General features: G+C 70.8%; 22 protein-coding genes and 1 pseudogene. 8 read left to right on the forward strand and 15 right to left on the reverse strand.

Features of this window, described 5'->3' with window-relative positions; all coding sequences use genetic code 11:
* The first annotated feature begins 270 nt into the window (after nucleotides 1–270).
* On the forward strand, nucleotides 271–1,317 hold the full coding sequence (locus ACZ4AA_RS36435; RefSeq protein ID WP_467612361.1) for a helix-turn-helix domain-containing protein: 1,047 nt from the start codon (nucleotides 271–273) through the stop codon (nucleotides 1,315–1,317).
* A gap of 93 nt (nucleotides 1,318–1,410) precedes the next feature.
* Nucleotides 1,411–2,403, forward strand: a complete 993-nt coding sequence (hemB, locus tag ACZ4AA_RS36440; RefSeq protein ID WP_467612364.1) for a porphobilinogen synthase — start codon at nucleotides 1,411–1,413, stop codon at nucleotides 2,401–2,403.
* Nucleotides 2,404–2,570: 167 nt separating this feature from the next.
* Here hemB and ACZ4AA_RS36445 read toward each other — a convergent pair whose 3' ends face one another.
* Nucleotides 2,571–3,320: a DUF4232 domain-containing protein gene (locus ACZ4AA_RS36445; RefSeq protein WP_467612367.1), complete on the reverse strand. Its 750-nt coding sequence runs from the start codon at nucleotides 3,318–3,320 to the stop codon at nucleotides 2,571–2,573.
* A 210-nt stretch (nucleotides 3,321–3,530) separates the two neighbouring features.
* Between ACZ4AA_RS36445 and ACZ4AA_RS36450 the strand changes: the two genes are divergently transcribed.
* On the forward strand, nucleotides 3,531–4,940 hold the full coding sequence (locus ACZ4AA_RS36450; RefSeq protein ID WP_467612370.1) for a helix-turn-helix domain-containing protein: 1,410 nt from the start codon (nucleotides 3,531–3,533) through the stop codon (nucleotides 4,938–4,940).
* A gap of 177 nt (nucleotides 4,941–5,117) precedes the next feature.
* On the forward strand, nucleotides 5,118–6,326 hold the full coding sequence (locus ACZ4AA_RS36455) for an aminotransferase-like domain-containing protein (RefSeq protein ID WP_467612373.1): 1,209 nt from the start codon (nucleotides 5,118–5,120) through the stop codon (nucleotides 6,324–6,326).
* 12 nt (nucleotides 6,327–6,338) lie between these two features.
* Here the strand turns inward: ACZ4AA_RS36455 and ACZ4AA_RS36460 are convergent, their stop codons facing one another.
* Together ACZ4AA_RS36460 and argS are read right to left on the reverse strand one after the other, a co-directional pair.
* The gene (locus tag ACZ4AA_RS36460; protein WP_467612376.1) at nucleotides 6,339–7,214 is read right to left on the reverse strand and encodes a DUF4253 domain-containing protein; all 876 of its coding nucleotides are present in this window, start codon (nucleotides 7,212–7,214) and stop codon (nucleotides 6,339–6,341) included.
* A 90-nt stretch (nucleotides 7,215–7,304) separates the two neighbouring features.
* On the reverse strand, nucleotides 7,305–9,074 hold the full coding sequence (gene argS, locus ACZ4AA_RS36465) for an arginine--tRNA ligase (RefSeq protein WP_467612379.1): 1,770 nt from the start codon (nucleotides 9,072–9,074) through the stop codon (nucleotides 7,305–7,307).
* A 192-nt stretch (nucleotides 9,075–9,266) separates the two neighbouring features.
* Between argS and lysS the strand changes: the two genes are divergently transcribed.
* Nucleotides 9,267–11,009: a lysine--tRNA ligase gene (gene lysS, locus ACZ4AA_RS36470; protein WP_467612382.1), complete on the forward strand. Its 1,743-nt coding sequence runs from the start codon at nucleotides 9,267–9,269 to the stop codon at nucleotides 11,007–11,009.
* A gap of 110 nt (nucleotides 11,010–11,119) precedes the next feature.
* Here lysS and ACZ4AA_RS36475 read toward each other — a convergent pair whose 3' ends face one another.
* The 3 genes from ACZ4AA_RS36475 to ACZ4AA_RS36485 all read right to left on the reverse strand — a co-directional run bounded on the left by ACZ4AA_RS36475 (nucleotide 11,120) and on the right by ACZ4AA_RS36485 (nucleotide 14,666).
* Nucleotides 11,120–12,610 carry a DUF2637 domain-containing protein gene (locus ACZ4AA_RS36475; protein ID WP_467612385.1) on the reverse strand — a complete coding sequence of 497 codons (1,491 nt, stop codon included), beginning with the start codon at nucleotides 12,608–12,610 and terminating at the stop codon, nucleotides 11,120–11,122.
* A 162-nt stretch (nucleotides 12,611–12,772) separates the two neighbouring features.
* A complete protein-coding gene (locus ACZ4AA_RS36480; protein ID WP_467612389.1) occupies nucleotides 12,773–13,678 on the reverse strand; it encodes a DUF3558 domain-containing protein in 906 nt (301 codons plus the stop codon).
* Between the two features lie 145 nt (nucleotides 13,679–13,823).
* On the reverse strand, nucleotides 13,824–14,666 hold the full coding sequence (locus tag ACZ4AA_RS36485; RefSeq protein ID WP_467612392.1) for a DUF3558 domain-containing protein: 843 nt from the start codon (nucleotides 14,664–14,666) through the stop codon (nucleotides 13,824–13,826).
* A gap of 202 nt (nucleotides 14,667–14,868) precedes the next feature.
* On the opposite strand from ACZ4AA_RS36485, the gene ACZ4AA_RS36490 reads away from it, so the two are divergent.
* A complete protein-coding gene (locus tag ACZ4AA_RS36490; RefSeq protein ID WP_467612394.1) occupies nucleotides 14,869–16,062 on the forward strand; it encodes an RtcB family protein in 1,194 nt (397 codons plus the stop codon).
* Between the two features lie 41 nt (nucleotides 16,063–16,103).
* Here the strand turns inward: ACZ4AA_RS36490 and ACZ4AA_RS36495 are convergent, their stop codons facing one another.
* From ACZ4AA_RS36495 to ACZ4AA_RS36515, 5 genes are all read right to left on the reverse strand, one after another.
* Complete coding sequence (locus tag ACZ4AA_RS36495; RefSeq protein WP_467612426.1) at nucleotides 16,104–16,274, reverse strand: hypothetical protein; 171 nt, start codon at nucleotides 16,272–16,274, stop codon at nucleotides 16,104–16,106.
* A gap of 68 nt (nucleotides 16,275–16,342) precedes the next feature.
* Nucleotides 16,343–16,525 (reverse strand): hypothetical protein, encoded by a 183-nt coding sequence (locus tag ACZ4AA_RS36500; RefSeq protein ID WP_467612397.1) that lies wholly within the window; start codon nucleotides 16,523–16,525, stop codon nucleotides 16,343–16,345.
* A complete protein-coding gene (locus tag ACZ4AA_RS36505) occupies nucleotides 16,522–17,289 on the reverse strand; it encodes an SDR family NAD(P)-dependent oxidoreductase (protein ID WP_467612400.1) in 768 nt (255 codons plus the stop codon). The genes ACZ4AA_RS36500 and ACZ4AA_RS36505 overlap by 4 nt, the downstream gene beginning before the upstream one ends.
* Before the next feature lie 69 nt (nucleotides 17,290–17,358).
* The gene (locus ACZ4AA_RS36510; RefSeq protein WP_467612423.1) at nucleotides 17,359–17,697 is read right to left on the reverse strand and encodes a YnfA family protein; all 339 of its coding nucleotides are present in this window, start codon (nucleotides 17,695–17,697) and stop codon (nucleotides 17,359–17,361) included.
* Nucleotides 17,698–17,963: 266 nt separating this feature from the next.
* On the reverse strand, nucleotides 17,964–18,779 hold the full coding sequence (locus ACZ4AA_RS36515) for a DUF6597 domain-containing transcriptional factor (RefSeq protein ID WP_467612403.1): 816 nt from the start codon (nucleotides 18,777–18,779) through the stop codon (nucleotides 17,964–17,966).
* Nucleotides 18,780–18,882: 103 nt separating this feature from the next.
* On the opposite strand from ACZ4AA_RS36515, the gene ACZ4AA_RS36520 reads away from it, so the two are divergent.
* Together ACZ4AA_RS36520 and ACZ4AA_RS36525 are read left to right on the forward strand one after the other, a co-directional pair.
* Nucleotides 18,883–19,974, forward strand: coding sequence for an LLM class flavin-dependent oxidoreductase (locus tag ACZ4AA_RS36520; RefSeq protein ID WP_467612406.1), 1,092 nt, complete (start codon nucleotides 18,883–18,885; stop codon nucleotides 19,972–19,974).
* Nucleotides 19,971–20,639: an FMN reductase gene (locus ACZ4AA_RS36525; RefSeq protein WP_467612409.1), complete on the forward strand. Its 669-nt coding sequence runs from the start codon at nucleotides 19,971–19,973 to the stop codon at nucleotides 20,637–20,639. The genes ACZ4AA_RS36520 and ACZ4AA_RS36525 overlap by 4 nt, the downstream gene beginning before the upstream one ends.
* A 255-nt stretch (nucleotides 20,640–20,894) precedes the next feature.
* On the opposite strand, the gene ACZ4AA_RS36530 is transcribed toward ACZ4AA_RS36525, so the two are convergent.
* The 4 genes and pseudogenes from ACZ4AA_RS36530 to ACZ4AA_RS36545 all read right to left on the reverse strand — a co-directional run.
* A complete protein-coding gene (locus ACZ4AA_RS36530) occupies nucleotides 20,895–22,400 on the reverse strand; it encodes a HAMP domain-containing sensor histidine kinase (RefSeq protein WP_467612412.1) in 1,506 nt (501 codons plus the stop codon).
* A complete protein-coding gene (locus ACZ4AA_RS36535; protein ID WP_467612414.1) occupies nucleotides 22,401–23,126 on the reverse strand; it encodes a response regulator transcription factor in 726 nt (241 codons plus the stop codon).
* 134 nt (nucleotides 23,127–23,260) lie between these two features.
* Complete coding sequence (locus ACZ4AA_RS36540; protein ID WP_467612417.1) at nucleotides 23,261–25,219, reverse strand: APC family permease; 1,959 nt, start codon at nucleotides 25,217–25,219, stop codon at nucleotides 23,261–23,263.
* 281 nt (nucleotides 25,220–25,500) lie between these two features.
* A pseudogene (locus tag ACZ4AA_RS36545) lies at nucleotides 25,501–25,600 on the reverse strand (IS481 family transposase); the annotation flags it as partial.

The raw sequence follows: 25,600 nt of genomic DNA on the forward strand, positions 1-25,600 counted from the left end.
GGAAGCGTGTCCTTCGGTGGCGTGTGGGCCGGGGCGGCGGGCGATAGAAGACCCAAGAATCCGGGGAGAGAACCCACCCACCGACCAAACCCGCCCACGTCACACGGGCGGCTGAACTCGGCCGATGCGGCTGGCGCGTTGGCGGTTCGGGCGTGCACGCTCCCCGCAGGCAATATCCACAACTCCACATCCCACACATGCTTCGGCCCCCGCCGGGACTGCAATCCCAGTGCGAGGGCCTGACCAAACGAGAAGGCAACACCCTTCCCCATGGCTGTGTCCAAGCTTATCGATGCCCTGCGCCCGAGTCAGGGAGTACGGCGCAACGCCACGCACTCCGGTGTCACGCACGTACGTGAGTACCAGCCCGACCGGTACACGATCGTCGGCAACCACCTCGCCCAGCACCGAGGGCTCTCGGCGACCGCGATCGGGATCGCCGTGCACATCCTGTCGCTGCCCGAGGGCGCGCGGGTCGACATCCGCAGCCTCGCCGAGCGGTTCCCCGAGGGACGGGCCCGGATCGCCTGTGCGCTGAGGGAGTTGGAGGCGCATGGCTATGTGGAACGGGTGCGGGAACGGCTCCCCTCCGGGCGGATGGTCACGCGGACGTTCGCGTACCACGCGCCCGCACTCACCCGGGCCCGGCGGGAGGCGGAGCCGGAAACGACCGCCGTCCCGGCCCTGGCAACCCCGCTGACGACGGCTCCGCAGCCCCCGGACCTCGTACCCCCGGACCTCCCCGCCTCCGGTGGTCCGCCCTCCGGTGCCGTGCTCCGGTCGGTCATGGAGCCCGACGCCGCACACGTCGGCGCACCGGCCATCGACACCGAGTCTGCCAAGTCCCCCGTTTCGGCAGCCCCCGATCCGCGACCGCCCCTCGGCGAGCACCGGTGCACGGCAGAGGCCTTGCTCACCGGGCTGCGCCGGACCGACATCCGGCTGACCCTGTCCGGGCGGGAGGTGCGGCGGCTGGCTCCCCTGGTCGTCGCCTGGTTCGAGAACGGTCTCGGCAGAGCGTCGGTGATCCACGCCCTGACCGACGGCCTTCCCCTCCACGTACGGCACCCGGCGGGATTCCTCCGCAACCGCCTGCTGGACCTGCTGCCACCGGCGATGCCTCCCCTGCCGGGGGCAAGTGAGGACGATCCGCTCCTGAGCCGGCCGTTGCCCCGTCCCTCCGCCATGGCCGACTGCGAAGGCGGCTGCAACAGGGCCTTCCGGGCCCCGTTCCACGGAGCCTGGTGCCGGGACTGCCGCGAGGCCCGGCCAGGGAAGGCCCCCGTGGCTCCGGCGTCCGCGGTAGTGCCCGCCTGAGTCTCCCGACCGGATGCGGGGCCATCCGGGGCCCTTCGGGCTCCGACGTCGAGTCGGTAAAGGGGCCTCCGTGACGGGCGTAGCGTAGATGGCATGACGAAGTACGGATCCTTCCCCGGTACGCGTCCCCGGCGGCTGCGCACCACCCCCGTCATGCGCCGGATGGTCGCCGAGACCCGGCTGCACCCCGCTGACTTCATCCTTCCCGCGTTCGTGCGCGAGGGTGTGAGCGAGCCGGTGCCGATCGGGTCGATGCCCGGGGTCGTGCAGCACACGCGGGACAGCCTGAAGAAGGCCGCCCTGGAGGCGGTGGAGGCCGGGATCTCCGGGATCATGCTCTTCGGAGTGCCCGAGGACGAGAAGAAGGACGCCGTCGGAACCCCCGGCACCGATCCGGACGGGATCCTCCAGGTCGCCCTGCGCGACGTGCGCGCCGAGGTCGGCGACGAACTCCTCGTGATGTCCGACCTGTGTCTGGACGAGACCACCGATCACGGGCACTGCGGTGTGCTCGACGACCAGGGCCGGGTCGACAACGACGCGACCCTGGAGCGGTACGCCGAGATGGCCCAGGTGCAGGCCGACGCGGGCGCCCATGTCGTGGGCCCCAGCGGCATGATGGACGGTCAGATCGGTGTCATCCGTGACGCCCTCGACCAGATCGGCCGCGAGGACGTGGCGATCCTCGCCTACACCGTCAAGTACGCCTCCGCCTTCTACGGCCCGTTCCGTGAGGCCGTCGGCTCGTCCCTGCGGGGCGACCGCAAGACGTACCAGCAGGACCCGGCCAACGCACGCGAGTCGCTGCGGGAGCTGGCGCTGGACCTGGAGGAGGGCGCCGACATGGTGATGGTGAAGCCCGCCGGTCCCTACCTCGACATCCTCGCCCGCGTCGCCGACGTCTCCGAGGTGCCGGTCGTCGCCTACCAGATCTCCGGCGAGTACTCGATGGTCGAGGCCGCCGCCGAGAAGGGCTGGATCGACCGCGACCGGGCGATCCTGGAGTCCCTGACCGGCATCAAGCGCGCCGGCGCCCAGAACATCCTCACGTACTGGGCCACCGAGGCGGCCCGCAGCCTGCGCTAAGGGCTGTCCCGTAATCCCCGGTGGATCAGCGCACGGCGTCAGATGCGGTGCATCGCAAGGCGGAGGGTCGTCCTCATACTGGGCGTATTCGGGCGATCCGACAACGCGGCGAGGTGCCGTAGCTGTCGTCGTGTGCCCGCCGGGGATTACGGGACAGCCCTTAGGCCCTAGTACGACAGCGCCGCGTCCAAGGTCTGCTGCCAGTACGTCACCGTGAGCTTGTCGTCGACGTACACGCCCTTCGCGGGAAGCGCGGTGGTCACGCCGCGGCTCTTGCCGTAGCCGACCTCCAGGGTCTTGGCCGTGTAGCCGTTGCCCCCGCTGCCGTCGGCCGAGGACAGCAGCACGCCCGCGTAGCCGGACTCGCCGGGAGTGAGGGTGACGACCGCCTGCGGGTGGGTCTCCTCCGCGACCGGCGGGACGGACTGGGCCTCGCCGAAGCGGGCGATCGGATAGCCCGTCAGGTCGCAGTTGCGCGAACCCGTGTTGGTGACGGTGAGCAGCAGGTGGTTCAGCGGCCGGGAGACGGCCGTCGCGCTCGTACGGGTGTTGGTGCCGTCGCACGCCACGTTCCGGGTGCCGGAGCCAGTGCCGGTGCCGGTCTTGCCGGTTGAACCGCCCGCCGTGCCCTTGCCGTTCTTGCCTGTGGAGCCGGTGCCCGTGCCGCCGGTGGTGGTGCCGGTGTTCTTCGAACCGTTCGTCGAGCCCGTGGTGGTGCCGGTGCCCGCGGGCTTCGCCGTCGTGCCCGGGCCGGCCGCCGGGCTGCCCGGTCGCGCCGAGGAGCGGGCCGTGGCGGACGCGCCCTCGTCACGGACGCCGTCTCCGTTGCCGCACGCCGTGAGCGAGAGCGCGGTGAGCGTGATCGCGGAGGCGGCGAGGAGACGGGTGCGAGTGGTGCGGGTGCTGCGTGCGGACATGGGTGATCCCCCTGTGGTGTCGCTGGTGGGTCGGCCGCTCGACCGGTCGCCGGGAGCGGCGTGCTTGGATGGCCACAGCTTGTGCGGTGATCCGTCCCGGCCGCCACGCCCAACGGGGAACACGGGACGCTGGAACGCCGAAATGCCGTCTGACCTGGGGAAACAAACTTCCCCTGGAATGCGGTCCGGGACACGGGGGATGGAGGAACGGTGGCGGGGGACGAGTTCGCGGGACTGCTCCGGGAGCTGAAGGAACGATCCGGTCTCAGCTACGGGGTACTCGCCAGACGGCTGCACGTGAGTACGTCCACACTGCACCGGTACGTCAACGGGGATGCCGTACCGGCGGACTACGCGCCCGTGGAGCGGCTGGCACGCGCGTGCCGGGCCACCCCGCAGGAGCTGGTGGAACTGCACCGGCGGTGGGTCCTCGCGGACGCGCTGCGCGGGAGGAAGGGTGCGGGCGGGGCCGCGCCGGGTTCGGGCGGTGCTCCGCCGGGTGCGAGCGCTGAGACTGTCGAGACCAGTGAGGCCAGCGAGACCAGTGAGATCGCTGAGGTCAGTGGGATCCGTAAGGCCGATGGGATCAGTAAAGCCCGTGAGGTCGATGAGACCGGTAAGTCCGGTGAGGCCGACGCCGGTGAGTCCGGCGAGCCCGGGGATTCCGGGGAGGTCGTGCCGGCCGGGCGGAGCCGGTTGCGGGGGCGGCGGGTCATGGCGCTCGCCGCGATCGCTGTCGTCGTCGTGACCGCCGCCGTCTCCGGCGCGCTGGGTGTACGGATCGGGTCCGGCGGCGGTGACGAGGACACCGGGGGCAAGGCGGTGGCCCTGGGCGTACCGAGCACCACCGGTCTGCGGAAGACCGGAGCGGCCAACGGCGCGCGGCACGGCCCGCCTTCGCCGTCCGCCTCGCGCAAGGGCGGCCCCAAGGCGTCCGTCTCGTCCATCGGCGGGCCCGTCGACCCGGCGGGGAACGGCGGCGACGCGACGGCCGGACAGCCGGCGGCCGCCGACGGAGCGGGCGCGCCCACCGTCGTCACCGACGCGTACAAGTTCGAGAATCCGTGCAGCCAGCACTACCTGGTGAACCGGCCCGCGCCCCAAGTGCCCCCGCCGCCGGGCGAGTCGGACGCGCGCGGCTGGGTCGCCGCGCTCGGCGCGGTCCCGGGCGGGGAGCAGATGATCGCGCTCACCGTGCAGGGCACGGGGAAGGCGACCGTCGTCCTGAAGGAGCTGCACGTGCGGGTCCTGGACAAGAGCGCACCGCTCGCCTGGAACGACTTCGCCGCGGGTGTGGGCTGCGGCGGCGACGTGGAGACGAAATCGTTCACCGTCGACCTCGACGCGGGGCGGCCGGCTGTCGGGGTCAAGGGCGGCCAGCGGAACTTCCCTTACAAGGTCAGCGAGTCCGACCCCGAGGTCTTCTACATCATCGCGGGCGCTCAGGCGCACGACGTGAGCTGGTACCTGGAACTCGACTGGTCCAGCGGGGCCAAGAGCGGAACCATGCGTGTCGACGACCACGGAAAGCCGTTCCGGACGAGCGGGAACGTGGGGCGCCCCTCCTACAATCACCCGCTGGGCAGCAGCGAATGGCAGACGGCCCCTCCTGGCGACTGACCGGAACCGCCGACCGGACAGGGGGCGGAATGTGGGCAAACTCCGCGGACGGTAAGGGGAGTTGGGTCCGTCCACATTCCGGAATCGGCGGGTGTAGAGGCCATGTACCGGCCTAGGGTGCGGTCAGGGACAGCTCTGGAAGGACGGGCTCGCCCGCAAGGACAAGGAGCCGTCATCGTGACCGTCGCCGAACCCGCCACCGCGACCGCACCCGTGCCCCCGCTCGCCGCGAGGGCCGCCGCGATCGGCGGTTCGCCGGTACGCGACATCCTCGCGGTCACCGCACGCCCCGAGGTCATCAACTTCGCGGGCGGTCTGCCCGCCCCGGAACTGTTCGACGTGGACGGCATCGCGGCCGCCTACCGGGACGTCCTCGCCGAGGAACCCCGACGGGCCCTCCAGTACGCGACGACCGAGGGCGAACCGACCCTGCGGTCCGCCCTGGCCGACCGCATGAGCGCGCGCGGACTGCCGACCGGGCCCGACGACGTCCTCGTCACCACCGGCTCGCAGCAGGCCCTGTCGCTGCTCGCCACCGCCCTGCTCGAACCCGGTGACACCGTCCTGGTCGAAAGCCCCTGCTATCTGGCGGCACTTCAGGCGTTCGCCTTCGCCGGAGCGCGCGTGCTGGCCGTGCCCGGCGACGACGACGGCATCGACCCCGACGCCCTCGCCGCACTGGTGCTCCGGGAGCGCCCGAAGCTGCTCTACACCGTGCCCACCTTCCAGAACCCGACCGGTCGCACCCTGCCGGCCGGAAGGCGGGCCGCCGTCGCCCGCGCCGCCGCCGCGCACGGCCTGTGGATCATCGAGGACGACCCGTACGGAGAACTGCGCTTCGAGGGCGAGCGGGTCCCCTGGATCGCCTCCCACGACGGCGCCGGGGACCGCACGGTCCTCCTCGGCTCCTTCTCCAAGGTCATGGCACCGGGCCTGCGGCTGGGCTGGCTGCGGGCACCCGCCGCACTGCGGCGGGCGTGTGCCGTCGCCAAGCAGGCCGCCGATCTGCACACCCCGACCGTCAACCAGCTCGCCGCCGCCCGTTATCTGGCCGACCGCGACCTGGACTCCCACGTGGCCCGGGTCGCGGCCGTCTACCGCGAACGCCGGGACGCCATGCTCGCGGGCATCGGCGCCGCCCTCCCGGACGGATCCACCTGGACCCGCCCGGAAGGCGGCATGTTCCTCTGGGCCCGCCTCCCCGAGTCGTACGACACCACGGCCCTGCTCCGCCAGGTGGTCGACCAGGGTGTCGCCTACGTCCCCGGCGCCCCCTTCTACGCGGGCACACCGGACACGTCGACCCTGCGCCTGTGCTTCGTCACCCAGACCCCGCAGGAGATCACCGAGGGGCTGCGCCGGCTGGCGACGGGGTTGCGGAAGTAGCGGAGACGGGGCTCAGTCCCACCAGAAGGACCAGACCCGCTCGTTGAGCACCTCCTGCGCGGCGTACTCCCGCAGGGTCGGGTGATCGCCCTGGGCGATGTTGTCCGGGCAGAACGCGAAGTGCTCCGCCGCGACCGCCTCGGCCTCGGCAGCCGTGGTCGGCGGGGCCGCCACGGAGAGCACCAGCCGGTCGGAGGTCAGGGCCACCACACGTATCCCGAAGCGGTCCTCCCAGGAGCGGAGCACCGTGCACAGACGCGCGACGTCGTTCTCGTGGTTCAGGGGCCCCGACCAGCCGAGGGCCGCCGGGATGTCGGCGCTGCGGCGCGCCGGGACCAGGGCGAGCCGGGGCCGCTTCAGCCAGGAGCCGGGCTGTGCCAGGGCGTCGGCGATCTCGGCGGCGCGGGCGGTCGGATCCGCGTCGGGCGGGGAGGCGGCGGCCAGGCCGGGCCAGAGCGGCCCGTACGGCGCGAACATCTCGTCGAGGGTCGGCCCTTCGCCGAAGATCTCGTCGACCTCCTCCTTGCCGGGGTAGTCCTCGTACGCGTCGCCTCCGGACGCCTCCTCCTCCCAGAACTCCGCCAGCACCTCCTCGGCGTCGTGGTCCCCTGCGTACGACATCTCGCCGGGTGCCAACGCCCATTCCTCCAGGCCGTTCTGCGAGTCGTCCAGGTCCAACAGCACCGGCAGCAGCCCCGACGCGCGGGCGGCGGACACAGCCGCCCAGTCCCCGGGAGCCGCCCGGTCCTCGGCATGCCACAGCAAGGGCTCGTGCCACGGGCCGTCGATGGTCGCGTCGATCAGTCTCCCGACCGGGAGGCCGAGCCCGAGCACGCGCCCGCTCGGGTCTGCCGTCAGCCGCGGCAGCGGATTGGGAAGGGTCGCCATGCCGGTGACTGTAGGACCCGGCACTGACAACGCGCCGCGGGCCCGGCCCTCACGAGGAGGACCGGGCCCGCGGCAGGCGTGTCGGAGCCGTCAGAGCCGCTCGGGCGTCCTGATGCCCAGCAGGGTCATGCCCTGGTGGAGGGTGCGGGCCGTCAGGTCGCAGAGGAACAGGCGGTTCTCCGCGACCTCCTGCGCCGGGGCCGGCTTGATGACCGGGCACTGGTCGTAGAACGTCGTGTAGAGCGAGGCCAGTTGGTACAGGTACGCCGCCAGCTTGTGCGGGGCGTACTCGGCCGCGACCTCCTCCAGCGTCTCCCCGAACCGGTCCAGGTGCAGGCCCAACGCCCGCTCCGCCGGGGCCAGTTCGAGCTCCGGGTGGGCAACCGGCGTACGGTCACCCGCCTTTCCGAAGATCGACCGGATACGGGCGTACGCGTACTGGAGGTACACGGACGTGTCGCCGTTCAGCGAGACCATCTGGTCCAGGTCGAACTTGTAGTCCCGCACCGCAGACGTGGACAGGTCCGCGTACTTCACGGCGCCGATGCCGACGAACCGGCCGTTCTCCTCGATCTCCGGCTCGCTCAGGCCCACCTTCTCGGCCTTCTCGCGCACGACGGCCGTCGCCCGGTCGATCGCCTCGTCCAGCAGGTCGACCAGCCGGACCGTCTCGCCCTCACGCGTCTTGAACGGCTTGCCGTCCTTGCCCAGCACCGTGCCGAAGGCGAGCTGGTGGGCCTTGACGTCGTCGTTCAGCCAGCCGGCCCTGCGCGCGGTCTCGAAGACCATCTTGAAGTGCAGGGACTGCCGCGCGTCCACGACGTAGATCAGGCTGTCGGCCTTCAGGTTGAAGACACGGTCGCGGATCGCCGACAGGTCGGTGGCCGCGTAGCCGTAGCCGCCGTCCGACTTCTTCACGATCAGCGGGACCGGGTTGCCGTCCGGGCCCTTCACGTCGTCGAAGAACACGCACAGCGCGCCGTCCGAGCGGACCGCCACGCCCGACTCCTCCAGGAGCCGGCACGTCTCGTCCAGCATGTCGTTGTAACCGGACTCGCCGACCACGTCCGGGTCCCGGATGTCCATGTCCAGCTTCTCGAAGACCGAGTAGAAGTAGATCTTCGACTCGTCCACGAACTTCTGCCACATGGCCAGCGTCTCGGGCTCACCCGCCTGGAGGTCCACCACCCGGCGCCGCGCCCGCGTCTTGAACTCCTCGTCGGAGTCGAAGACGGTCCGTGCCGCCTTGTAGAGCCGGTTCAGGTTCGACATGGCCTCCTCGCCGGAAACCTCGCCGCCCTTGTGGTCCAGCTCGTGCGGGTGCTCGATCAGATACTGGATGAGCATGCCGAACTGCGTGCCCCAGTCGCCGATGTGGTGCCTGCGCACGACGGACTCGCCGGTGAACTCCAGGATCTGCACCACCGCGTCACCGATCACCGCGGACCGCAGATGACCGACGTGCATCTCCTTGGCCACGTTCGGCTGCGCGTAGTCGATCACCGTCGTGCCCGGGTTCGCCGCGAGGGGCACCCCGAGGCGCTCACCGTCCGCGTACCGCTCCGCCAGGTTCGACACGATCGCCCCGTCGGTGATCGTGATGTTCAGGAAACCGGGCCCGGAGACCTCGATGTCCTTGATCACGTCACCCGACTCGACCCGGGCCACGACCTCGGTCGCCAGCTCCCGCGGGTTCGCCTTCGCCTTCTTGGCGAGGGCCAGGATCCCGTTGGCCTGGAAATCGGCCCGGTCGCTTCGGCGCAGCAGCGGGTCAGCGGAACCGGCCTCGGGCAGAGCTGCCGAGAGGGCGTCCGCGAGGCGCTGATGGACGGAAGCGGTGAGGGACGTGACCGAGGCCATGGAGTGGCTGCCGTTTCTGCTCGGGTTCCGGAGACTCCGAAGCCGGAGACTCCGCATTCGGAGACTGCGCGTACGGAGACTGTGAGTACAAGGAAAGCCAGTATCCCACGCGGTGAAAAGCCGTTTTCGCTCTTCGGGGCCGAGCTGGGAGAATGGGCGCGTCAGCCGTACTCGTGTATGAGGAAGAAGGACGTGCCGATCGTGGCTCAGAGCACCGAGACCACCGACTGGGTCTCCCGTTTCGCGGATGAGGTCATCGAGGAGTCGGAGCGCCGAGCCCCGGGCAAACCTGTCGTCGTCGCGTCCGGTCTCTCCCCGTCCGGTCCGATCCACCTCGGCAACCTCCGCGAGGTCATGACCCCGCACCTGGTCGCCGACGAGATCCGCCGCCGCGGACACACCGTGCGCCACCTGATCTCCTGGGACGACTACGACCGCTACCGCAAGGTGCCCAACGGCGTGGCGGGCATCGACGACTCCTGGGCCGAGCACATCGGCAAGCCCCTGACCTCCGTCCCGGCCCCCGCCGGCTCCGCGTACCCGAACTGGGCCGAGCACTTCAAGGCCGCCATGACCGAGGCCCTGGCCGAGCTCGGCGTCGAGTACGACGGCATCAGCCAGACCGAGCAGTACACCGCGGGCACCTACCGCGAGCAGGTCCTGTTCGCGATGAAGCACCGCGGCGACATCGACGCGATCCTCGACCAGTACCGCACCAAGAAGGCCCCCGCCAAGAAGCAGCAGGGCCAGAAGCCGGTCGACGAGGCCGAGATCGAGGCCGCCGAGGGCTCGGGCGCCGCCGCCGAGGACGACGGCAGCTCCACGTCCGGGTACTACCCGTACAAGCCCTACTGCGGGAACTGCGAGAAGGACCTGACCACCGTCACGTCCTACGACGACACGACGACCGAACTGTCGTACACCTGCTCCGCCTGCGGCTTCGCCGAGACCGTCCTGCTCAGCGAGTTCAACCGCGGCAAGCTCGTCTGGAAGGTCGACTGGCCCATGCGCTGGGCCTACGAAGGCGTGATCTTCGAGCCCAGCGGCGTCGACCACTCCTCCCCGGGCTCCTCCTTCCAGGTCGGCGGCCAGATCGTCGGGATCTTCGGCGGCGAGCAGCCCATCGGCCCGATGTACGCCTTCGTCGGCATCTCCGGCATGGCCAAGATGTCCAGCAGCAAGGGCGGGGTCCCGACCGCGTCCGACGCGCTCCAGATCATGGAACCGCAGCTGCTGCGCTGGCTGTACGCCCGCCGCCGCCCCAACCAGTCGTTCAAGATCGCCTTCGACCAGGAGATCCAGCGGCTCTACGACGAGTGGGACAAGCTCGCCGGCAAGGTCGCCGACGGATCGGTCCTCCCGGCCGACGCCGCCGCGTACAGCCGCGCCGTCGGCACCGCCGCCGGACAGCTGCCCCCGACCCCCCGCCCGATGGCGTACCGCACCCTGGCCTCCGTCGCCGACATCACCGCCGGCGCCGAGGACCAGACCCTGCGCATCCTGAGCGAACTCGACCCCGAGAACCCGCTCACGTCCCTGGACGAGGTCAGGCCCCGCCTCGACAAGGCCGAGACCTGGATCAACACCCAGGTCCCCGCCGAGGAGCGCACCGTCGTGCGTGAGGAAGCCGACGCCGAACTCCTGAAGTCCCTCGACGACCAGGGCCGCGAGTCGCTGCGCCTGCTCCTCGAAGGACTGGAGACGAACTGGTCCCTGGACGGCCTCACCCACCTCGTCTACGGCGTTCCCAAGGTCCAGGCGGGCTTCCCCGCCGACGCCACCGCCAAGGAACTCCCCGCCGAGATCAAGGTCGCCCAGCGCACCTTCTTCGCCCTGCTCTACCACCTGCTCGTCGGCCGCGACACCGGGCCGCGCCTGCCCACCCTGCTGCTCGCCGTGGGCCAGGACCGGGTGCGCAAGCTGCTCAGCGCGTAGTCAGGAACGCACGGCGGTACGAGGAAGGGGCTCCCGGTGATCACCGGGAGCCCCTTCCTCGTACCGCCCTGCCGCGTCCACACCGGCACGCTCGCGCGCCGACGTGCCCGCTACGCGATGTGGTCCTCCTCCAGCTCCGTGTTGAAACGGTTCTGGAAGCGGTCGGTCAGGTTCTTGAGCGCGCTCGGGCTGAGCGTCGTCCCGTACGTGGCCTCTATGTTGTCGCCGAGGGTCCGCGGTGTGGGGAAGCTGCCGTCTATCGACTGACGGAACACCTGGTAGTACGCCTCGTCCTGGGCCTTCTGGTCCAGGACCGGCGACTGCTCCTCCCGCGGGGACGGGATGGGCAGCTGCTCGGGGCCGCCGCCCTCACCGAGCTGGCGCGTACGGCCGGGACCCGCCGGGATGGGGAAGGTGCCCGTCTCCTCCGGGCCGGGCTCGTAGGCCTGCGCCTCCTGCTCGGCGAACCACTGCTGGTACTGCGCCTCCTGCCCGAACGACGGGTCGTAGCCGCCGTCGTACGGGATCTCCTGGGGGTCGATCGGGGTGGCGAACCACGGGTTCAGACTCGGGTCGGCCGCCTGGCCCGGGTACTGGCCCTGGCCCTGAACTTGACCCTGACCCTGAACTTGGCCCTGGCCCGGGTACTGGCCCTGTCCTTGGTACTGGTTCTGCCCCTGACCCTGACCCTGATACGCGCCCTGGGCCTGGGCTTGGCCTTGTCCCTGGCCCTGGCCCGGGCCTTGCCCCTGGGCCTGGCTCTGACCTTGGCTCTGCTGGGCGTACGCGGCCTGCTGCTGCCGCTCGCCGCCCCCGTTCGCCTCCAGCTCCAACGGCTCGGGAGCCGCAGGGGCGGCCGGGACCGACGCCTGAACCGGCGCGGGCGCGGGCGCCGGCGGCAGCAGCGCGGGCTCGATGCCGGCCGCGGCGAGGCCCGCGGGGGCCGTCTCCGCGAGGGGGACGCCGTAGCGGGCCAGGCGCAGCGGCATCAACGACTCCACGGGGGCCTTGCGGCGCCAGGAGCGGCCGAAGCGGGAGTGCAGACGGGCCTGGTAGACGAGCCGGTCCTGTTCGAGCTTGATGACCTGCTCGTAGGAGCGCAGCTCCCACAGCTTCATCCGGCGCCACAGCAGGAAGGTGGGGATCGGGGAGAGCAGCCAGCGGGTGAGGCGCACGCCCTCCATGTGCTTGTCGGCCGTGATGTCGGCGATGCGGCCGACCGCGTGCCGGGCCGCCTCGACCGAGACCACGAACAGCACCGGGATGACCGCGTGCATGCCCACGCCCAGCGGGTCCGGCCAGGCCGCCGCGCCGTTGAAGGCGATCGTCGCCACCGTGAGCAGCCACGCCGTCTGGCGCAGCATCGGGAACGGGATGCGGATCCAGGTCAGCAGCAGGTCCAGGGCCAGCAGCACGCCGATGCCCGCGTCGATGCCGATCGGGAAGACGTAACTGAAATTCCCGAACCCCTTCTTGAGCGCCAGCTCACGGACGGCCGCGTACGAACCGGCGAAGCCGATTCCGGCGATGACGAGCGCACCGGCGACGACCACGCCGATGAGAATCTTGTGCATCCGTGTCAGCTGTATGGGCGCGGCCACCTGTACTCCCGTCCCTTGCGTGTTGTTGCGCGCAACAGAGTGGCACATGTGTGTGGCGTACGGATGCGCGGTATGGACGGAGCCCGGTTCCGACGAGAACCGGGCCCCCTCCACGGGCCTTCCGGAAGGCCGGGGCGAACCCCGGATCCGGTTGCGGCCGGGTCAGCTCTTCTTCGTCGCGGACCCGGACGGCGAGGCACTCTTCGAGGCCGTCTTCGACGTGCCCCCGGCGGCGCTCTTCGACGACGAGGCCGACGGCGATGCGGTGGAGGACGGGGCCTTCGACGAGGCGGCCGGGTCAGGGGAGCCCGCGCCCGCCGTGCCGCCGTCCCCGTTCGCGGCGGACACCGCGGCCACCGTCTCCTTCGCGGCCTTCTCGGCCGCCTTCAGCAGCGTGTCCGCGTCCGGGGTCTTCTCACCCGCGAGTCCGGCGCCGTTGTAGTCGAGCGTCACGACCACGTTCTCGACGCGCGCCACGATCGTCTGCTGCTTGAAGGAGCCTTCCTTCTTCTTCAGCCCGTACCGCACGGCCGTCGCCTCGGCGCCCGTACCGGCGACCGGCGCCGACTTGCTGCCGAGCGCGCCGTCCACCGTCTGCGCGGCCGAGACCTGCTTCTGGAAGTACGCGTGGGCCTGCTCGGCGGCCGAGCCGCGGGCGTCCGAGTCGAAACGCAGCAGCGCCACGTTCAGCCAGCGGAACTGAGAGCCCTTCACCCCGTTGTTGTCGAGGCTGCTCCAGTTGCAGTTGCCGCGCTGCTTGGGTTCGTCCAGCTTGCCGGACTTGCCCGCCTTGGCCCCCTTCGGGACCAGTTCGTCCAGCGTCTTCTTCGTCAGCACCGAGCAAGCCTTGGGCAGCGTCGCGTACTTGGCGGGCTGGACGGCGGGGGTCGAGGGGCTCACGGACACCGTCGCACCCGGTCCCGCGCTCTCGTTCTTCTGCGCGTCGTCACCGGATCCGGAGTCCGAGGAACAGCCCGCGACGACGAGCATCACCGGGACGGCGGCCGCGCTGACAAGGATGCGGGAGAGTCGCTGTACTCGGCCTGCTCGCTGTACTGGTCGGTGCATGGTTCCTTCACTCGTGGCTCGTGGTACGGCCGCACATGGCACGTGCGACCGGTCGGGTCCGAGGGGCCACGGTACGCGGTGGGGCGCCAGGGCGGTTCCCGTTCGGGGGGTTTGCGCCGGGGTGCCCCCAGCGGCCGCGGGACCGCTAGCCGTTGAGCCGGGAGTCCAGCTTCTGGGCCAGCTTCAGGGCCCTGTCCTGCAATTCCTTGCTGTCCGGGGCGCTCGCGGAAGCCGTCGGCTGCTCGGAGTATTCGATCGTCACGATCACGTTGGACGTGCGGAACACCACAGTCACCGTGCGCTGCTGAGCCGTCGACGAACCGGTGTTCAGCTTGTCGTCGAGGTACGCCTCGTCACCGAGATCGTCCAGGACGCGCGACCGGAGATCGGCCGGAGTCTGCGAGGTGGAGGCGCTGGGGGCCGAAGGGGCCCCGGAGGCATCGCCGTTGTCCCCGCCGGCGTCGGCGTTGTCGTCGGCCGGACCGCTCGCGCTGCCGCTCGGACTCGCGGTCGCGTCACCGGAGGCGGAGGAGGCGGGCTGCGGGAGGTCGGCCGCCGTCTGCTTGGCGGCGTAGAGCTCCTCGGCCTTGTTCTCGTCGCTCACCGTGTTGTCGTACGAGACCACGCGCTCGAAGTCGACGAAGAGGTGATCGGTGGCGGCGGCGGACGCCACCTTCCAGTCGCAGCCGTCACGCCGGTCCGTGTCGTAGGTGAGCGTGGCCTCGCCCGCGTACGCCTTCTCCTGCTGCGCCTCGTCGTCGCTCTCCTGGATGCCGGGCAGCAATGTGTCGAGCGTGTCGTGGTCGGCCGCTCCGCACGCCTCCGGGAGGGTGCGGTACTTGCCCGGCTGGGCCACCGGGGCCGTCGTGCCCGTGTCACCGCCCTTGGAGTCCGGAGCCGGACCGCCCGCGCCCCCGGCGCCCGTGCAGCCCGCCAGCATCGCCGCGAGGAGCACGGCGGCGCCAGATACGTACGCCTTCCGCTGCACGGTCAGGCTCCTCTCGACGGTTCCCGACGGCGCTTCGGCCCGGGTGTCCTGTGGTTATTCGGTTGCCGCGTGGGGGCGGCCCCTGGAGACAATGTGTATCGCACGCACAGCCGTGGACGCCGGTCCGTTGTCCTATACGTCGACCTAGGCGCCGGTTTTGCGATTTAAGACTTCTGTTGGTTTTGTGGGGGAAGAGGACGATATGTCGTACGTAGAGATGCCGGGGGCGCGGGTTCCCATCCGTATGTGGGCCGACCCTGCCTCGGTCGAGGACGTCGCGCTCCGCCAGCTCCAGAACGTGGCGACCCTTCCCTGGATCAAGGGGCTCGCCGTCATGCCGGACGTCCACTACGGCAAGGGCGCGACGGTCGGCTCGGTCATCGCGATGCGGGACGCGGTGTGCCCGGCGGCGGTGGGCGTCGACATCGGCTGCGGAATGTCCGCGGTCAGGACCTCCCTCACCGCCAACGACCTGCCGGGCGACCTCTCGCGGCTGCGCTCGCAGATCGAGCAGGCGATCCCGGTGGGCCGCGGGATGCACGACTCCCCGGTCACCCCGGACCGCTTCCACGGCCTGGCCACCGCCGGGTGGGACGACTTCTGGGGGCGGTTCGACGGGGTGGCGGACGCGGTGAAGTTCCGGCAGGACCGGGCTGTGAAGCAGATGGCGACACTAGGCGGGGGCAACCACTATATCGAACTATTGTTCGATTCTGAGGGGGTTGTGTGGCTTACGCTGCACTCCGGTTCCCGGAACATCGGCAAGGAGCTGGCCGAGCATCACATCGGTGTCGCGCAGAAGCTCCCGCACAACCAGGGCCTGGTGGACCGGGACCTCGCCGTCTTCGTCGCGGACACGCCCCAGATGGCGGCGTACCGCAATGACCTGTTCTGGGCCCAGGAGTACGCGAAGAACAACCGCACGCTGATGATGGCGCTCCTCAAGGACGTGATCCGCAAGGAGTTCAAGAAGGCGAAGCCGGTGTTCGAGCCCGAGATCTCCTGCCACCACAACTACGTAGCGGAGGAGCGGTACGAGGGCATGGACCTGCTCGTCACGCGGAAGGGTGCCATTCGCGCGGGCTCCGGCGAGTACGGGATCATCCCGGGCTCCATGGGGACCAGCTCGTACATCGTGAAGGGTCTCGGCAACGAGAAGGCCTTCAACTCGGCGTCGCACGGCGCGGGTCGGCGCATGAGCCGGAATGCCGCGAAGCGCCGGTTCACGACGAAGGACCTGGAGGAGCAGACGCGGGGTGTGGAGTGCCGCAAGGACTCCGGCGTCGTGGACGAGATCCCGGGTGCCTACAAGCCGATCGAGCAGGTCATCGAGCAGCAGCGCGACCTCGTGGAGGTCGTGGCGAAGCTGAAGCAGTTTGTCTGTGTGAAGGGTTGATGCGGGTGAGGCCCCGATTCGGGGCCTCACCGTTCGGTCGCTCAGGTGCCGGCCGGTAGAGGGGTCTTGCCGGTCCGCAGGCGCCAGAGGCGGACGTAGCAGACGACGAAGGGGAGACCCTTGGCCGTGAAGCCCACCGAGCCGTCCGCGTCGATCATTTCCCGGAGATAGTCGCGTTGCGAGAAGGGGACGCGCGGAGGCGTGATGGTCATCGAGTTTGGTTCACCCGTGTGAGCTGGGTGGGGGCCGCTGAGGCGGGGTGTTGTCCTCGGGTGGTGCGTCACTTCGTCGACAGGACCGCGTAGATCATGACGAAGGCCACGATGTGGATGCCGAAGAGGAAGTACGCGAGGTAGTACCAGACGTAGCGTTCGCGTTTCTTCTCCAGGGCCAGGCGGGCCTGTTCGTCCGGCGGGGGCGGGAGTCGGGGCGGTTGTTCGGTGGGCGGCCGGTCCGGTGTCACTGTTCGCGGTGGATCTTCGTGTTCGACGCCTGGGCGCGGGGGCGGACCACCAGGAGGTCGATGTTCACGTGGCTGGGGCGGGTGACCGCCCAGGTGATCGTCTCGGCGACGTCGTCGGCGGTCAGGGGCTGGGCCACGCCCGCGTAGACCTTGGCGGCCCTCTCCGTGTCGCCGCCGAAGCGGGTGAGGGCGAACTCCTCCGTCTTGACCATGCCGGGGGCCACCTCGATCACGCGGACCGGCGTGCCGACGATCTCCAGGCGCAGCGTCTCCGCGAGCACGTGTTCGGCGTGCTTGGCGGCCACGTAGCCGCCGCCGCCCTCGTAGGTGCCGTGGCCCGCGGTGGAGGACAGGACGACGACCGTGCCGTCGCCGCTGGAGGTGAGCGCGGGGAGGAGTGCCTGGGTGATGTTCAGGGTGCCGATGACGTTCGTCTCGTACATCTGGCGCCACTGGGCCGGGTCGCCGGTCGCGACGGGGTCGGCGCCGAGTGCGCCGCCGGCGTTGTTGACCAGCACGCCGATCGTCTTGAACGCCGTCGCGAACTCGTCGACCGCGGTGCGGTCCGTGATGTCCAGGGCGTACGCGGTGGCCTGGCCGCCGGCCGCGGTGATCTCCTCCGCGAGGGCCTCGATGCGGTCCTTGCGGCGGGCCGTGAGGACGACGCGGTAGCCCTCGGCCGCGAGCTGCCGGGCCGTCGCGGCGCCGATTCCGCTGCTTGCACCGGTGATGACGGCGATACGGGACGCGGCGGCGGGGGTCATACGGCTGCTCCTTGGCGGGGTCGGCGGGTGCTGCGATGTCTGTGGTGCCTCCGGCCAGGATAGGCGGGGTCAGTGGCCGCCCCGGGGCGCGTACATGATCACGGCGGCTCCGGCCAGGCAGATCAGGGCGCCGGTGATGTCCCAGCGGTCGGGGCGGTAGCCGTCGGCGATCACGCCCCAGGCGAGGGAGCCGGCCACGAAGACTCCGCCGTACGCGGCGAGGACGCGGCCGAACTCGGCGTCCGGCTGGAGGGTGGCCACGAAGCCGTACACGCCCAGTGCCATGACTCCGGCGCCGATCCACAGGGCGCCGCGGTGTTCGCGTACGCCCTGCCAGACGAGCCAGGCGCCGCCGATCTCCAGGAGCGCGGCGAGGACGAAGAGGGCGGCGGAGCGGGCGATGAGCATGGGGTCACTCTGGCAGAGCGGCGACTCCCGCCTTTCGGGCGTGGGAGGGAGGGATGCAGCCCCTCGGCGTTCGAGCAGCGGGGGCGGCGGCGGAGCCCCAGGGGGTACCTGGGGGAGGCGCGGCGGGGTGACGGTGGAGTCGGTGAGGTTCACGGCGGTGGCGTGGGTGCCGCCGCCGTCGGCCCGGAAGCGGACGGTGGTGACGGCTGCGGCTCCGATCACGTCGGCGCAGGCTCCGGATCGCGTCGGCGAGTCGCTGGAGCCGGTCAGGCGGGGCTGTGGCCGGCCGCGTACGCCGTCGGCGGGACTCCGACCGTCGCGGTGAAGTCCCGGACCAGGTGGGCCTGGTCGGCGTAGCCGAGGTCGGCGGCCAGGGCGGCCCAGTTCACCGGCTCAGGGCCCTCGGCGTGTTCCAGGGCCTCGTGGATGCGGTAGCGCAGGACGACCCACTTCGGGCCGACGCCCACGTACGCGGAGAACAGGCGCTGGAGCGCGCGGACCGTCATGCCCTCGGTCTCGGCGAGCGCGGCGGCGCCTCGGATCGTGCGGTCGGTGCGGACGCGGTCGACCAGGGCTGCCGCGAGGGCCGCCCGTGGGTCCGGGCGCGGGTCGAGGTCCAGGAGGAAGGCGTCGAGGGCGGCGACGCGGGCCCGCTCGTCGTCCGGGTCGAGGACGGCCGCGAGGGCGTTCGCGGAGGAGGGGAAGACGTCGGGGAGGGGGAGCCGTTGTCCGGTGAGGGCCGAGAGCGGGCGGTCCGGGGCGAAGGGGCGGAAGCCGCCGGGGCGGAACTGGATCCCGCAGACCCTGCCCCTTCCTTCGAGTTTCTGGGTGAACAGGCCGAGTCCGATGCCGGCGACCTCGGCGAAGGGGTCCTGTCCCGGGTGGCGCTGGAAGACGATGTTGACCGAGGGGTGCGGGACCACGTGCGAGGCGTAGGGCCGGCTGAGGTCCCAGTCGATCAGCCAGTAGTGCTCCAGATAGGGGCGCAGCGGTTCGGCCGGTTCGTGGCGGCGGAAGCGGACCTGGGCGAAGAGTTCGGCGGCGTCGACGATGCCTCGTGTGTCACGGCGTGGGGCGGCCATGACGGGATCGTAGGGCGGGGCACCGACAGGGGCGGAATACCTGGGGCGGGGTGGTGGTTCGAGGGTATAGTTGAAGCGTCAACAACTTGGAGGGTGAGCGACCATGCAGTTCGGGATCTTCAGCGTCGGCGATGTGACACCGGACCCGACCACGGGCCGGGAGCCGAGCGAGCGCGGGCGCATCAAGGCCATGGTCGCCATCGCGCTGAAGGCCGAGGAGGTCGGCCTCGACGTCTTCGCGACCGGCGAGCACCACAACCCGCCGTTCGTGCCGTCGTCCCCGACCACGCTGCTCGGCTACATCGCGGCGCGCACCGAGAAGCTGGTCCTGTCCACGTCCACGACCCTGATCACCACCAACGACCCGGTGAAGATCGCCGAGGACTACGCGATGCTCCAGCATCTCGCGGACGGCCGGGTCGACCTGATGATGGGCCGCGGCAACACCGGTCCCGTCTATCCCTGGTTCGGGCAGGACATCCGGCAGGGCATCAACCTCGCCGTCGAGAACTACGCGCTGCTGCGCCGCCTGTGGCGCGAGGACGTGGTGACCTGGGAGGGCAAGTTCCGTACGCCGCTCCAGTCGTTCACGTCGACCCCGCGCCCGCTGGACGGTGTCGCGCCGTTCGTCTGGCACGGCTCGATCCGCTCGCCCGAGATCGCCGAGCAGGCCGCGTACTACGGCGACGGCTTCTTCCACAACAACATCTTCTGGCCCGCCGACCACACCAAGAAGATGATCGAGCTCTACCGCGAGCGGTACGCGCACTACGGGCACGGCACGGCCGAGCAGGCGATCGTCGGCCTCGGCGGCCAGGTGTTCATGCGGCCCAACTCCCAGGACGCCGTACGGGAGTTCCGGCCGTACTTCGACAACGCGCCCGTCTACGGGCACGGGCCCTCGCTGGAGGAGTTCACCGAGCAGACGCCGCTGACCGTCGGCTCGCCGCAGCAGGTCATCGAGAAGACGCTGGCGTTCCGCGAGTACGCCGGTGACTACCAGCGCCAGCTGTTCCTCATGGACCACGCCGGGCTGCCGCTCAAGACGGTCCTGGAGCAGCTCGACCTGCTGGGCGAGCAGGTCGTGCCGGTGCTGCGCGAGGAGTTCGCCAAGAACCGTCCGGCCGGGGTGCCGGACGCGCCGACCCATGCGGCGCGGGTGGCCGCGGCCCAGGAAGAGGTGAGTCACGCATGAAGCTCGTCGTCGTCTCGGCGGGGCTGAGTGTTCCGTCGTCCACGCGGCTGCTGGGTGACCGGCTGGCGGCCGCGACCGTCGGCCGGGTGTCCGGGGCGGTGGATCTGCGGGTCGTCGAGCTGCGCGACCTCGCTGTCGAGATCGCGCACAACTTCACCAGCGGGTTTCCCGGCCGGGGGTTGTCCGCCGCGATCGACGACGTGACCTCGGCGGACGGTCTGATCGTCGTGACCCCGGTCTTCTCCGCCTCCTACAGCGGGCTGTTCAAGTCGTTCTTCGACGTGCTCGACAAGGATGCGCTGGCGGGGAAGCCCGTGCTGATCGCGGCGACCGGGGGGACGGGGCGGCACTCGCTCGTCCTGGAGCACGCGTTGCGGCCGTTGTTCGCCTATCTGCGGGCCGTGGTCGTGCCCACCGGGGTGTATGCCGCTTCGGAGGACTGGGGGGCGGAGGGGCTTGCCGAGCGGATCGGGCGGGCGGCGGGGGAGTTGGCCGGGTTGATGCCGGCGTTGGCGGTGGCCTCGCCCGACGCGGGTCCGGCGTCTGCCGCTCCGGCTGCGGCCGGGGTCGAGGCGGTGGTGCCCGCTCAGGGTGTCGCGCCCGGCCGGGCGGACGGTTTCCAGGTGGTCCCGTTCGAGGAACAGCTGGCGGCGCTGCGGGCGTAGCGAGTGGTTTTCGCCCCCTCCGCCCCTACCCGACCCGTACCCGGGGGCTCCGCCCCCGGACCCCCGCTCCTCAAACGCCGGAGGGGCTGAAACTTCCCCGGAACCCGAAGGGCGGGCCACCCCTGGGGCTCCGCCCCAGACCCCGCTCCTCAAACGCCGGAGGGGCTGAAACTTCCCCGGCCGGGGCTGAACCTCTCCGTCTGCTACCCGCCCCCGACCCACCCACGGACCGGGGGCCGGACGCCGAGTGGAGGTTCAGGGCAGGCCGTGTGCGGCTTCCACCGTGAAGCCGATCACCGTGCCGCCGCCCTTGCGGGGGTGGGCGAACGGGTCGCCTCCGTGGGCCGTCGCGACCTCGCGGACGATCGACAGGCCGAGGCCGGAGCCGGGGAGGCTGCGGGCGTCGGCGGCCCGGTAGAAGCGGTCGAAGACCCGCATGAGGTCGTCCTCGCCGATGCCGGGCCCCCGGTCGAGCACCTCGACCCGGACCAGCCCCGGCCGGCTCCCGTGACCGGCCGCGGCCCCGAGGTGGATGACAGAGCTCGCGGGGGTGCCCGGCTCGCCGGGATGGGCCGCGCCCGCGTGCCCGGCGGGCCCCGTCACCACGACCTCGATCGGCGTCGTTCCGCCCCGGTCGAACTTGGCGGCGTTCTCCACGAGGTTGGAGACCGCGCGCTGGAGAGCGCTCGGGCGGCCGTCGACCGTGGTGTCGCCGGTGACCTGGACGGTGATCTCCCGGGCGGTGCGGCGGCGCGCGACGGTCGCGACGTCCTCGGCGAGTTCGGCGAGGTCGAGCCGGCGCACGGGCTCGGTGTCCGACTGCCCGGCGGCGAGGGCCACGAGTTCGTTGACCAGGTCGGTCAGCTCCCGTGACTCCAGGGCCAGGTCGGCGACGAGTTCCTCGCGGGCGTCGGGCGGCAGTTCGTCGATCCGGCGGAGCATGGAGATGTTCGTGCGCAGGGAGGTCAGCGGCGTACGCAGCTCGTGTCCCGCGTCCTGGACCAGCCGGCGCTGGTCCTCCTCGGACTGGGCGAGGCGGCCGAGCATCCGGTCGAAGGAGCGGCCGAGCCGGGCCACCTCGTCGTGGCCGGTCACCGGCACCTGGATGCCCAGACGCCCGGTGCGCGCGACGTCCTCGGCGGCCCCGGCGAGCCGGACGAGGCGCCGGGTGATGCGCCGGGCCAGCCACCAGCCGAACAGCCCCGCGGCGATCACGACGGCGCCGACGAGCACCACGGTCCGCTGCTGGAGCGTGCGGAGCAGGTCCTCGGTGTCGCTGAACTGCTGGGCGACCTGGACGGCACCGCGCCCGCCGCCCAGCGAGACCGTCGCCAGCCGGTAGCGGTCGCCGGCGACGTCGACGTCCTTGTGCTGTTCGAGCTTGCCCGCCTTGCCGTCGTCGGCGATCGCCCGGTCGTGGCCGTCCACGGGCAGCGGCGGAACGCCGTGGTCGGCGATCACGCCGTCGGGTCCGAGTACCTGTACGTCGGTGCGGCTGGGCCGGATGATGTCGTCGAGGGGCCCGTCGTGGTCGGGGTCGGAGGAGGCGAAGTCGCCCGGCTCCAGCGGGTGCTCACGCACCTGGTCGCGCAGATCCTGCACCACCTCGGCGAACACGGTCTGCTGGTCGACGCGCACCAGCCGGGCGGCGGCGTCGTAGCTCAGGAATCCGACGAGGACCGTGACGGCGGCGGCGACGGCCGCGAAGGACACGGTGAAGGTGGTCCGCAGGGACGACACCTGCCGCAGCCGTCGTCGCACTCAGTCCTCCCTCAGGACGTACCCCACGCCCCGTACGGTGTGGATCAGCGCCGGGGCGCCGGGCTCGTCGAGCTTGCGCCGCAGGTAGCCCACGTAGACGGCGAGGTTCTTGGAGCCGGGGCCGAAGTCGTAGCCCCAGATCCGGTCGTAGATCGTGGAGTGGTCCAGGACGATGCCCGCGTTGCGGACGAGCAGTTCGAGGAGCTCGAACTCGGTCCTGGTCAGTTCCAGCTCGCGCTGTCCGCGCCAGGCCCGGCGGGCCTGGATGTCCATGCGCAGTCCGGCCGCGGAGATCTGGGTGCCGGAGGTCTGGGGTGCGCGGGGCGCGGGCGGCGTCGTGTCCTCGTCGAGGGAGCCGTTCCCGGTGCGGCGCAGCAGGGCGCGCAGCCGGGCGAAGACCTCCTCGACGTCGAACGGCTTGACGACGTAGTCGTCGGCGCCGGCGTCGAGGCCGGCGATGCGGTCGGCGGTCTCGACGAGCGCGGTGAGCATCAGGATCGGGGTCCGGTCGCCCTCGGCGCGCAGCACGCGGCAGACCTGGAGGCCGTCGATGCCGGGCATCATGACGTCGAGGACGAGGACGTCCGGTGGGGTGCGGTGGGCCTGGGCCAGCGCTTCCACCCCGTCGGCCACGGCGGTGACCGCGTAGCCCTCCAGTGTCAGTGCCCTTTCCAGGGCATGGCGGATGGCGCGGTCGTCCTCGGCGAGCAGTACGTTCTGGGGCACGCGACCAGTCTGCCAAGCCGCCGGTCGTGTGCGAGCTGGTGAGCGGGTCCGTGACGGGCCTTCTTACCGGCCTCTCACCCCTGTCCGGTGTGTCGGACGTGCCCGGAAAGGTCCCTGTCCTGTCGTGGGCGGGGTCAGCCGACGTGCACGCGCGGGCGTCGTGCGCGGTCGGGTTCGGCCTCGCGCAGGACCTCCCTGGTGACGGGGGCGACCTCGCCCTGGCCGAAGAGGAAGAAGCGCAGGAAGTTGGTGAAGGGGTTGCCCTCGGTCCACTCGAAGTAGATGTGCGGGATACGGCCCGTGGTGTCGCGGACGTACAGCAGCAGGGCGGCGAGGGCGTTGGGGATGGAGGCGGACTCCAGCGTGAGGACGCGGTAACGGCCGTGCAGCACCTCTCCGCGTACGTTCATCACCGACTCGAACTCCGAGGGGTCGCGCACGGTGACCTCCAGGAAGACGACGTCCTCCTGGGCCGGGAGGTCGTGGTCGACGCGGATCTGCTCGATCTTCTCGCGGTACTCGGCGATGTCGCGTTTGTCGGGCTCGTTGGCGACGAACCGGATCCGCCGGCTCGCGATGTCGCGGACGAACCGTTCGGCCATGTCGTCCATGGTCATGCTGGTCACCCGCAGCTCGAAGGCGCGGGCGAGCCGGGAGAGCAAGGAGACGAGGATGATGCCGGCGATGAAGCAGGCGCCGATCTTCACGCCGTCGGGGCGCTCGATGACGTTGACGACGGTCGTGTAGAGGAAGACCGCCGAGATGACGGCGAAGCCGATGGTCCAGTGCTTCTGGCCGGCCTTGCGGGCGGCGATGGTGACGGCGATGGCGGCGGAGCTGATCAGGACGAGGACACCGGTCGCGTACGCGCCGCCCTGCGCGTCGACGTCGGCGTCGAAGATCCAGGTGACGAGGAAGGCGATCAGGGTGAAGACGATCACCATGGGGCGGACGGCGCGGGCCCAGTGGGGGGCCATGCCGTAGCGGGGGAGGTAGCGCGGCATGAGGTTGAGCAGGCCGGCCATGGCGGAGGCGCCGGCGAACCACAGGATGCAGATGGTGGAGACGTCGTAGACGGTGCCGAAGGCGTTGCCGAGGTATTCGTGGGCCAGGTAGGCGAGGGCGCGTCCGTTGGCCTGGCCGCCGGGCTGGAACTCCTTCTCGGGGATCAGCACGGTGGTGATGAAGCTGGTGACGATGAGGAAGACGCTCATGATCACGGCGGCGGTGGTGAGCAGCTTCTTGGCGCCGCGGATGCGTCCGGTGGGCTTCTCCTCGGTGTCGCCCGAGTGGCCTTCGACGTGCGGCATGACCGCGACCCCGGTCTCGAAGCCGGACAGGCCGAGGGCGAGTTTCGGGAAGACGAGCAGGGACACGCCGATCATGGCGACGACGTTGCCGTGTTCGGCGGTGAGCGCGGTGGACCAGTCGGTGACCAGGTGTTCGTGGGTGGCGACCTCCCAGATTCCCGCCACGGCGACCACGACGTTGAGTCCGAGGTAGATGCCGACGAGGACGACCGCGACGCCGATCGCCTCCAGGAAGCCCTTGAGGAAGACGGCGCCGAGCAGGGCCACAAGGAAGAGGGTGATCACCATCTGTTTGTCGTGCAGGGCGCTGTTCAGATGGGGGTTCTCCACCAGGTGGGTGGAGGCGTCGGCCGCCGAGAGGGTGATGGTGATCAGGAAGTCGGTGGCGGCGAAGCCGAGGAGGGTCAGGACGAACAGCTTGCCCTTCCAGAAGGAGAGCAGGCGTTCCAGCATCGCGATGGAGCCCTCGCCGTGGGGGCTCTCCTCGGCGACGCGGCGGTAGACGGGCAGCGCGCCGGCGAGGGTGACGATGACGAGCACGACGGTCGCCACGGGGGACAGCAGTCCGGCGGCGAGGGCGGCGATGCCGGGCTGGTAGCCGAGGGTGGAGAAGTAGTCGACGCCGGTCAGGCACATGACGCGCCACCAGCGCTGTCCCTTGTGCACGGGCGCGGGCTCGGCCGGCTTCGGCAACTGGCGGCCCTTGCTCTTGCCGATGTCGGACAGGCCTTCCAGCATCCACGCCCGCAGGCGGCTCGGCGGGGCGGGCTCGGTGCTGGCCATCGGTGACTCTCCTGACGTGCGTCTCATCGAACTTTCCGGCCATCGAGGAGACGGCGCCCATCAGCGTATGCAGAGAGTGATCCATGGGCCCAAGCGTCGAGGGGCCTCAGGCGTCAAGCTTGCGTTAAGACCGACGTGTCCCGCATCACGAGGGCGACGGGAGGGGCGGGGTTCGTCACCCGTTCGGAGCCGGGCCGGCTAGGTCGTGTCCGCAAAGTCTCGCCTGCCCGGCGACGCCTGGCCCGCCCCCCGGGCGGACGACGGGACTTCGCGGACACGACCTAGCTGTATTGACCCGCAGCGTTGTTCACACGGCTGATGGGTGGCTGGCCTCCGAGGGCGGTGTGGCAGCGATGGTAGTTGTAGCCGTGGAGGAAGTCG

It is taken from the genome of Streptomyces sp. NPDC024698, assembly GCF_055559015.1.

What these genes read in the sequence shown, in the direction of transcription:
- ACZ4AA_RS36435 (WP_467612361.1), top strand. Translation starts at nt 271, where the DNA reads ATGGCTGTGTCCAAGCTTATCGATGCCCTGCGCCCGAGTCAGGGAGTA.
- hemB (WP_467612364.1), top strand. Translation starts at nt 1,411, where the DNA reads ATGACGAAGTACGGATCCTTCCCCGGTACGCGTCCCCGGCGGCTGCGC.
- ACZ4AA_RS36445 (WP_467612367.1), bottom strand. Translation starts at nt 3,320, where the DNA reads ATGTCCGCACGCAGCACCCGCACCACTCGCACCCGTCTCCTCGCCGCC.
- ACZ4AA_RS36460 (WP_467612376.1), bottom strand. Translation starts at nt 7,214, where the DNA reads ATGGCGACCCTTCCCAATCCGCTGCCGCGGCTGACGGCAGACCCGAGC.
- argS (WP_467612379.1), bottom strand. Translation starts at nt 9,074, where the DNA reads ATGGCCTCGGTCACGTCCCTCACCGCTTCCGTCCATCAGCGCCTCGCG.
- ACZ4AA_RS36480 (WP_467612389.1), bottom strand. Translation starts at nt 13,678, where the DNA reads ATGCACCGACCAGTACAGCGAGCAGGCCGAGTACAGCGACTCTCCCGC.
- ACZ4AA_RS36490 (WP_467612394.1), top strand. Translation starts at nt 14,869, where the DNA reads ATGTCGTACGTAGAGATGCCGGGGGCGCGGGTTCCCATCCGTATGTGG.
- ACZ4AA_RS36495 (WP_467612426.1), bottom strand. Translation starts at nt 16,274, where the DNA reads ATGACCATCACGCCTCCGCGCGTCCCCTTCTCGCAACGCGACTATCTC.
- ACZ4AA_RS36505 (WP_467612400.1), bottom strand. Translation starts at nt 17,289, where the DNA reads ATGACCCCCGCCGCCGCGTCCCGTATCGCCGTCATCACCGGTGCAAGC.
- ACZ4AA_RS36510 (WP_467612423.1), bottom strand. Translation starts at nt 17,697, where the DNA reads ATGCTCATCGCCCGCTCCGCCGCCCTCTTCGTCCTCGCCGCGCTCCTG.
- ACZ4AA_RS36515 (WP_467612403.1), bottom strand. Translation starts at nt 18,779, where the DNA reads ATGGCCGCCCCACGCCGTGACACACGAGGCATCGTCGACGCCGCCGAA.
- ACZ4AA_RS36520 (WP_467612406.1), top strand. Translation starts at nt 18,883, where the DNA reads ATGCAGTTCGGGATCTTCAGCGTCGGCGATGTGACACCGGACCCGACC.
- ACZ4AA_RS36525 (WP_467612409.1), top strand. Translation starts at nt 19,971, where the DNA reads ATGAAGCTCGTCGTCGTCTCGGCGGGGCTGAGTGTTCCGTCGTCCACG.
- ACZ4AA_RS36540 (WP_467612417.1), bottom strand. Translation starts at nt 25,219, where the DNA reads ATGGCCAGCACCGAGCCCGCCCCGCCGAGCCGCCTGCGGGCGTGGATG.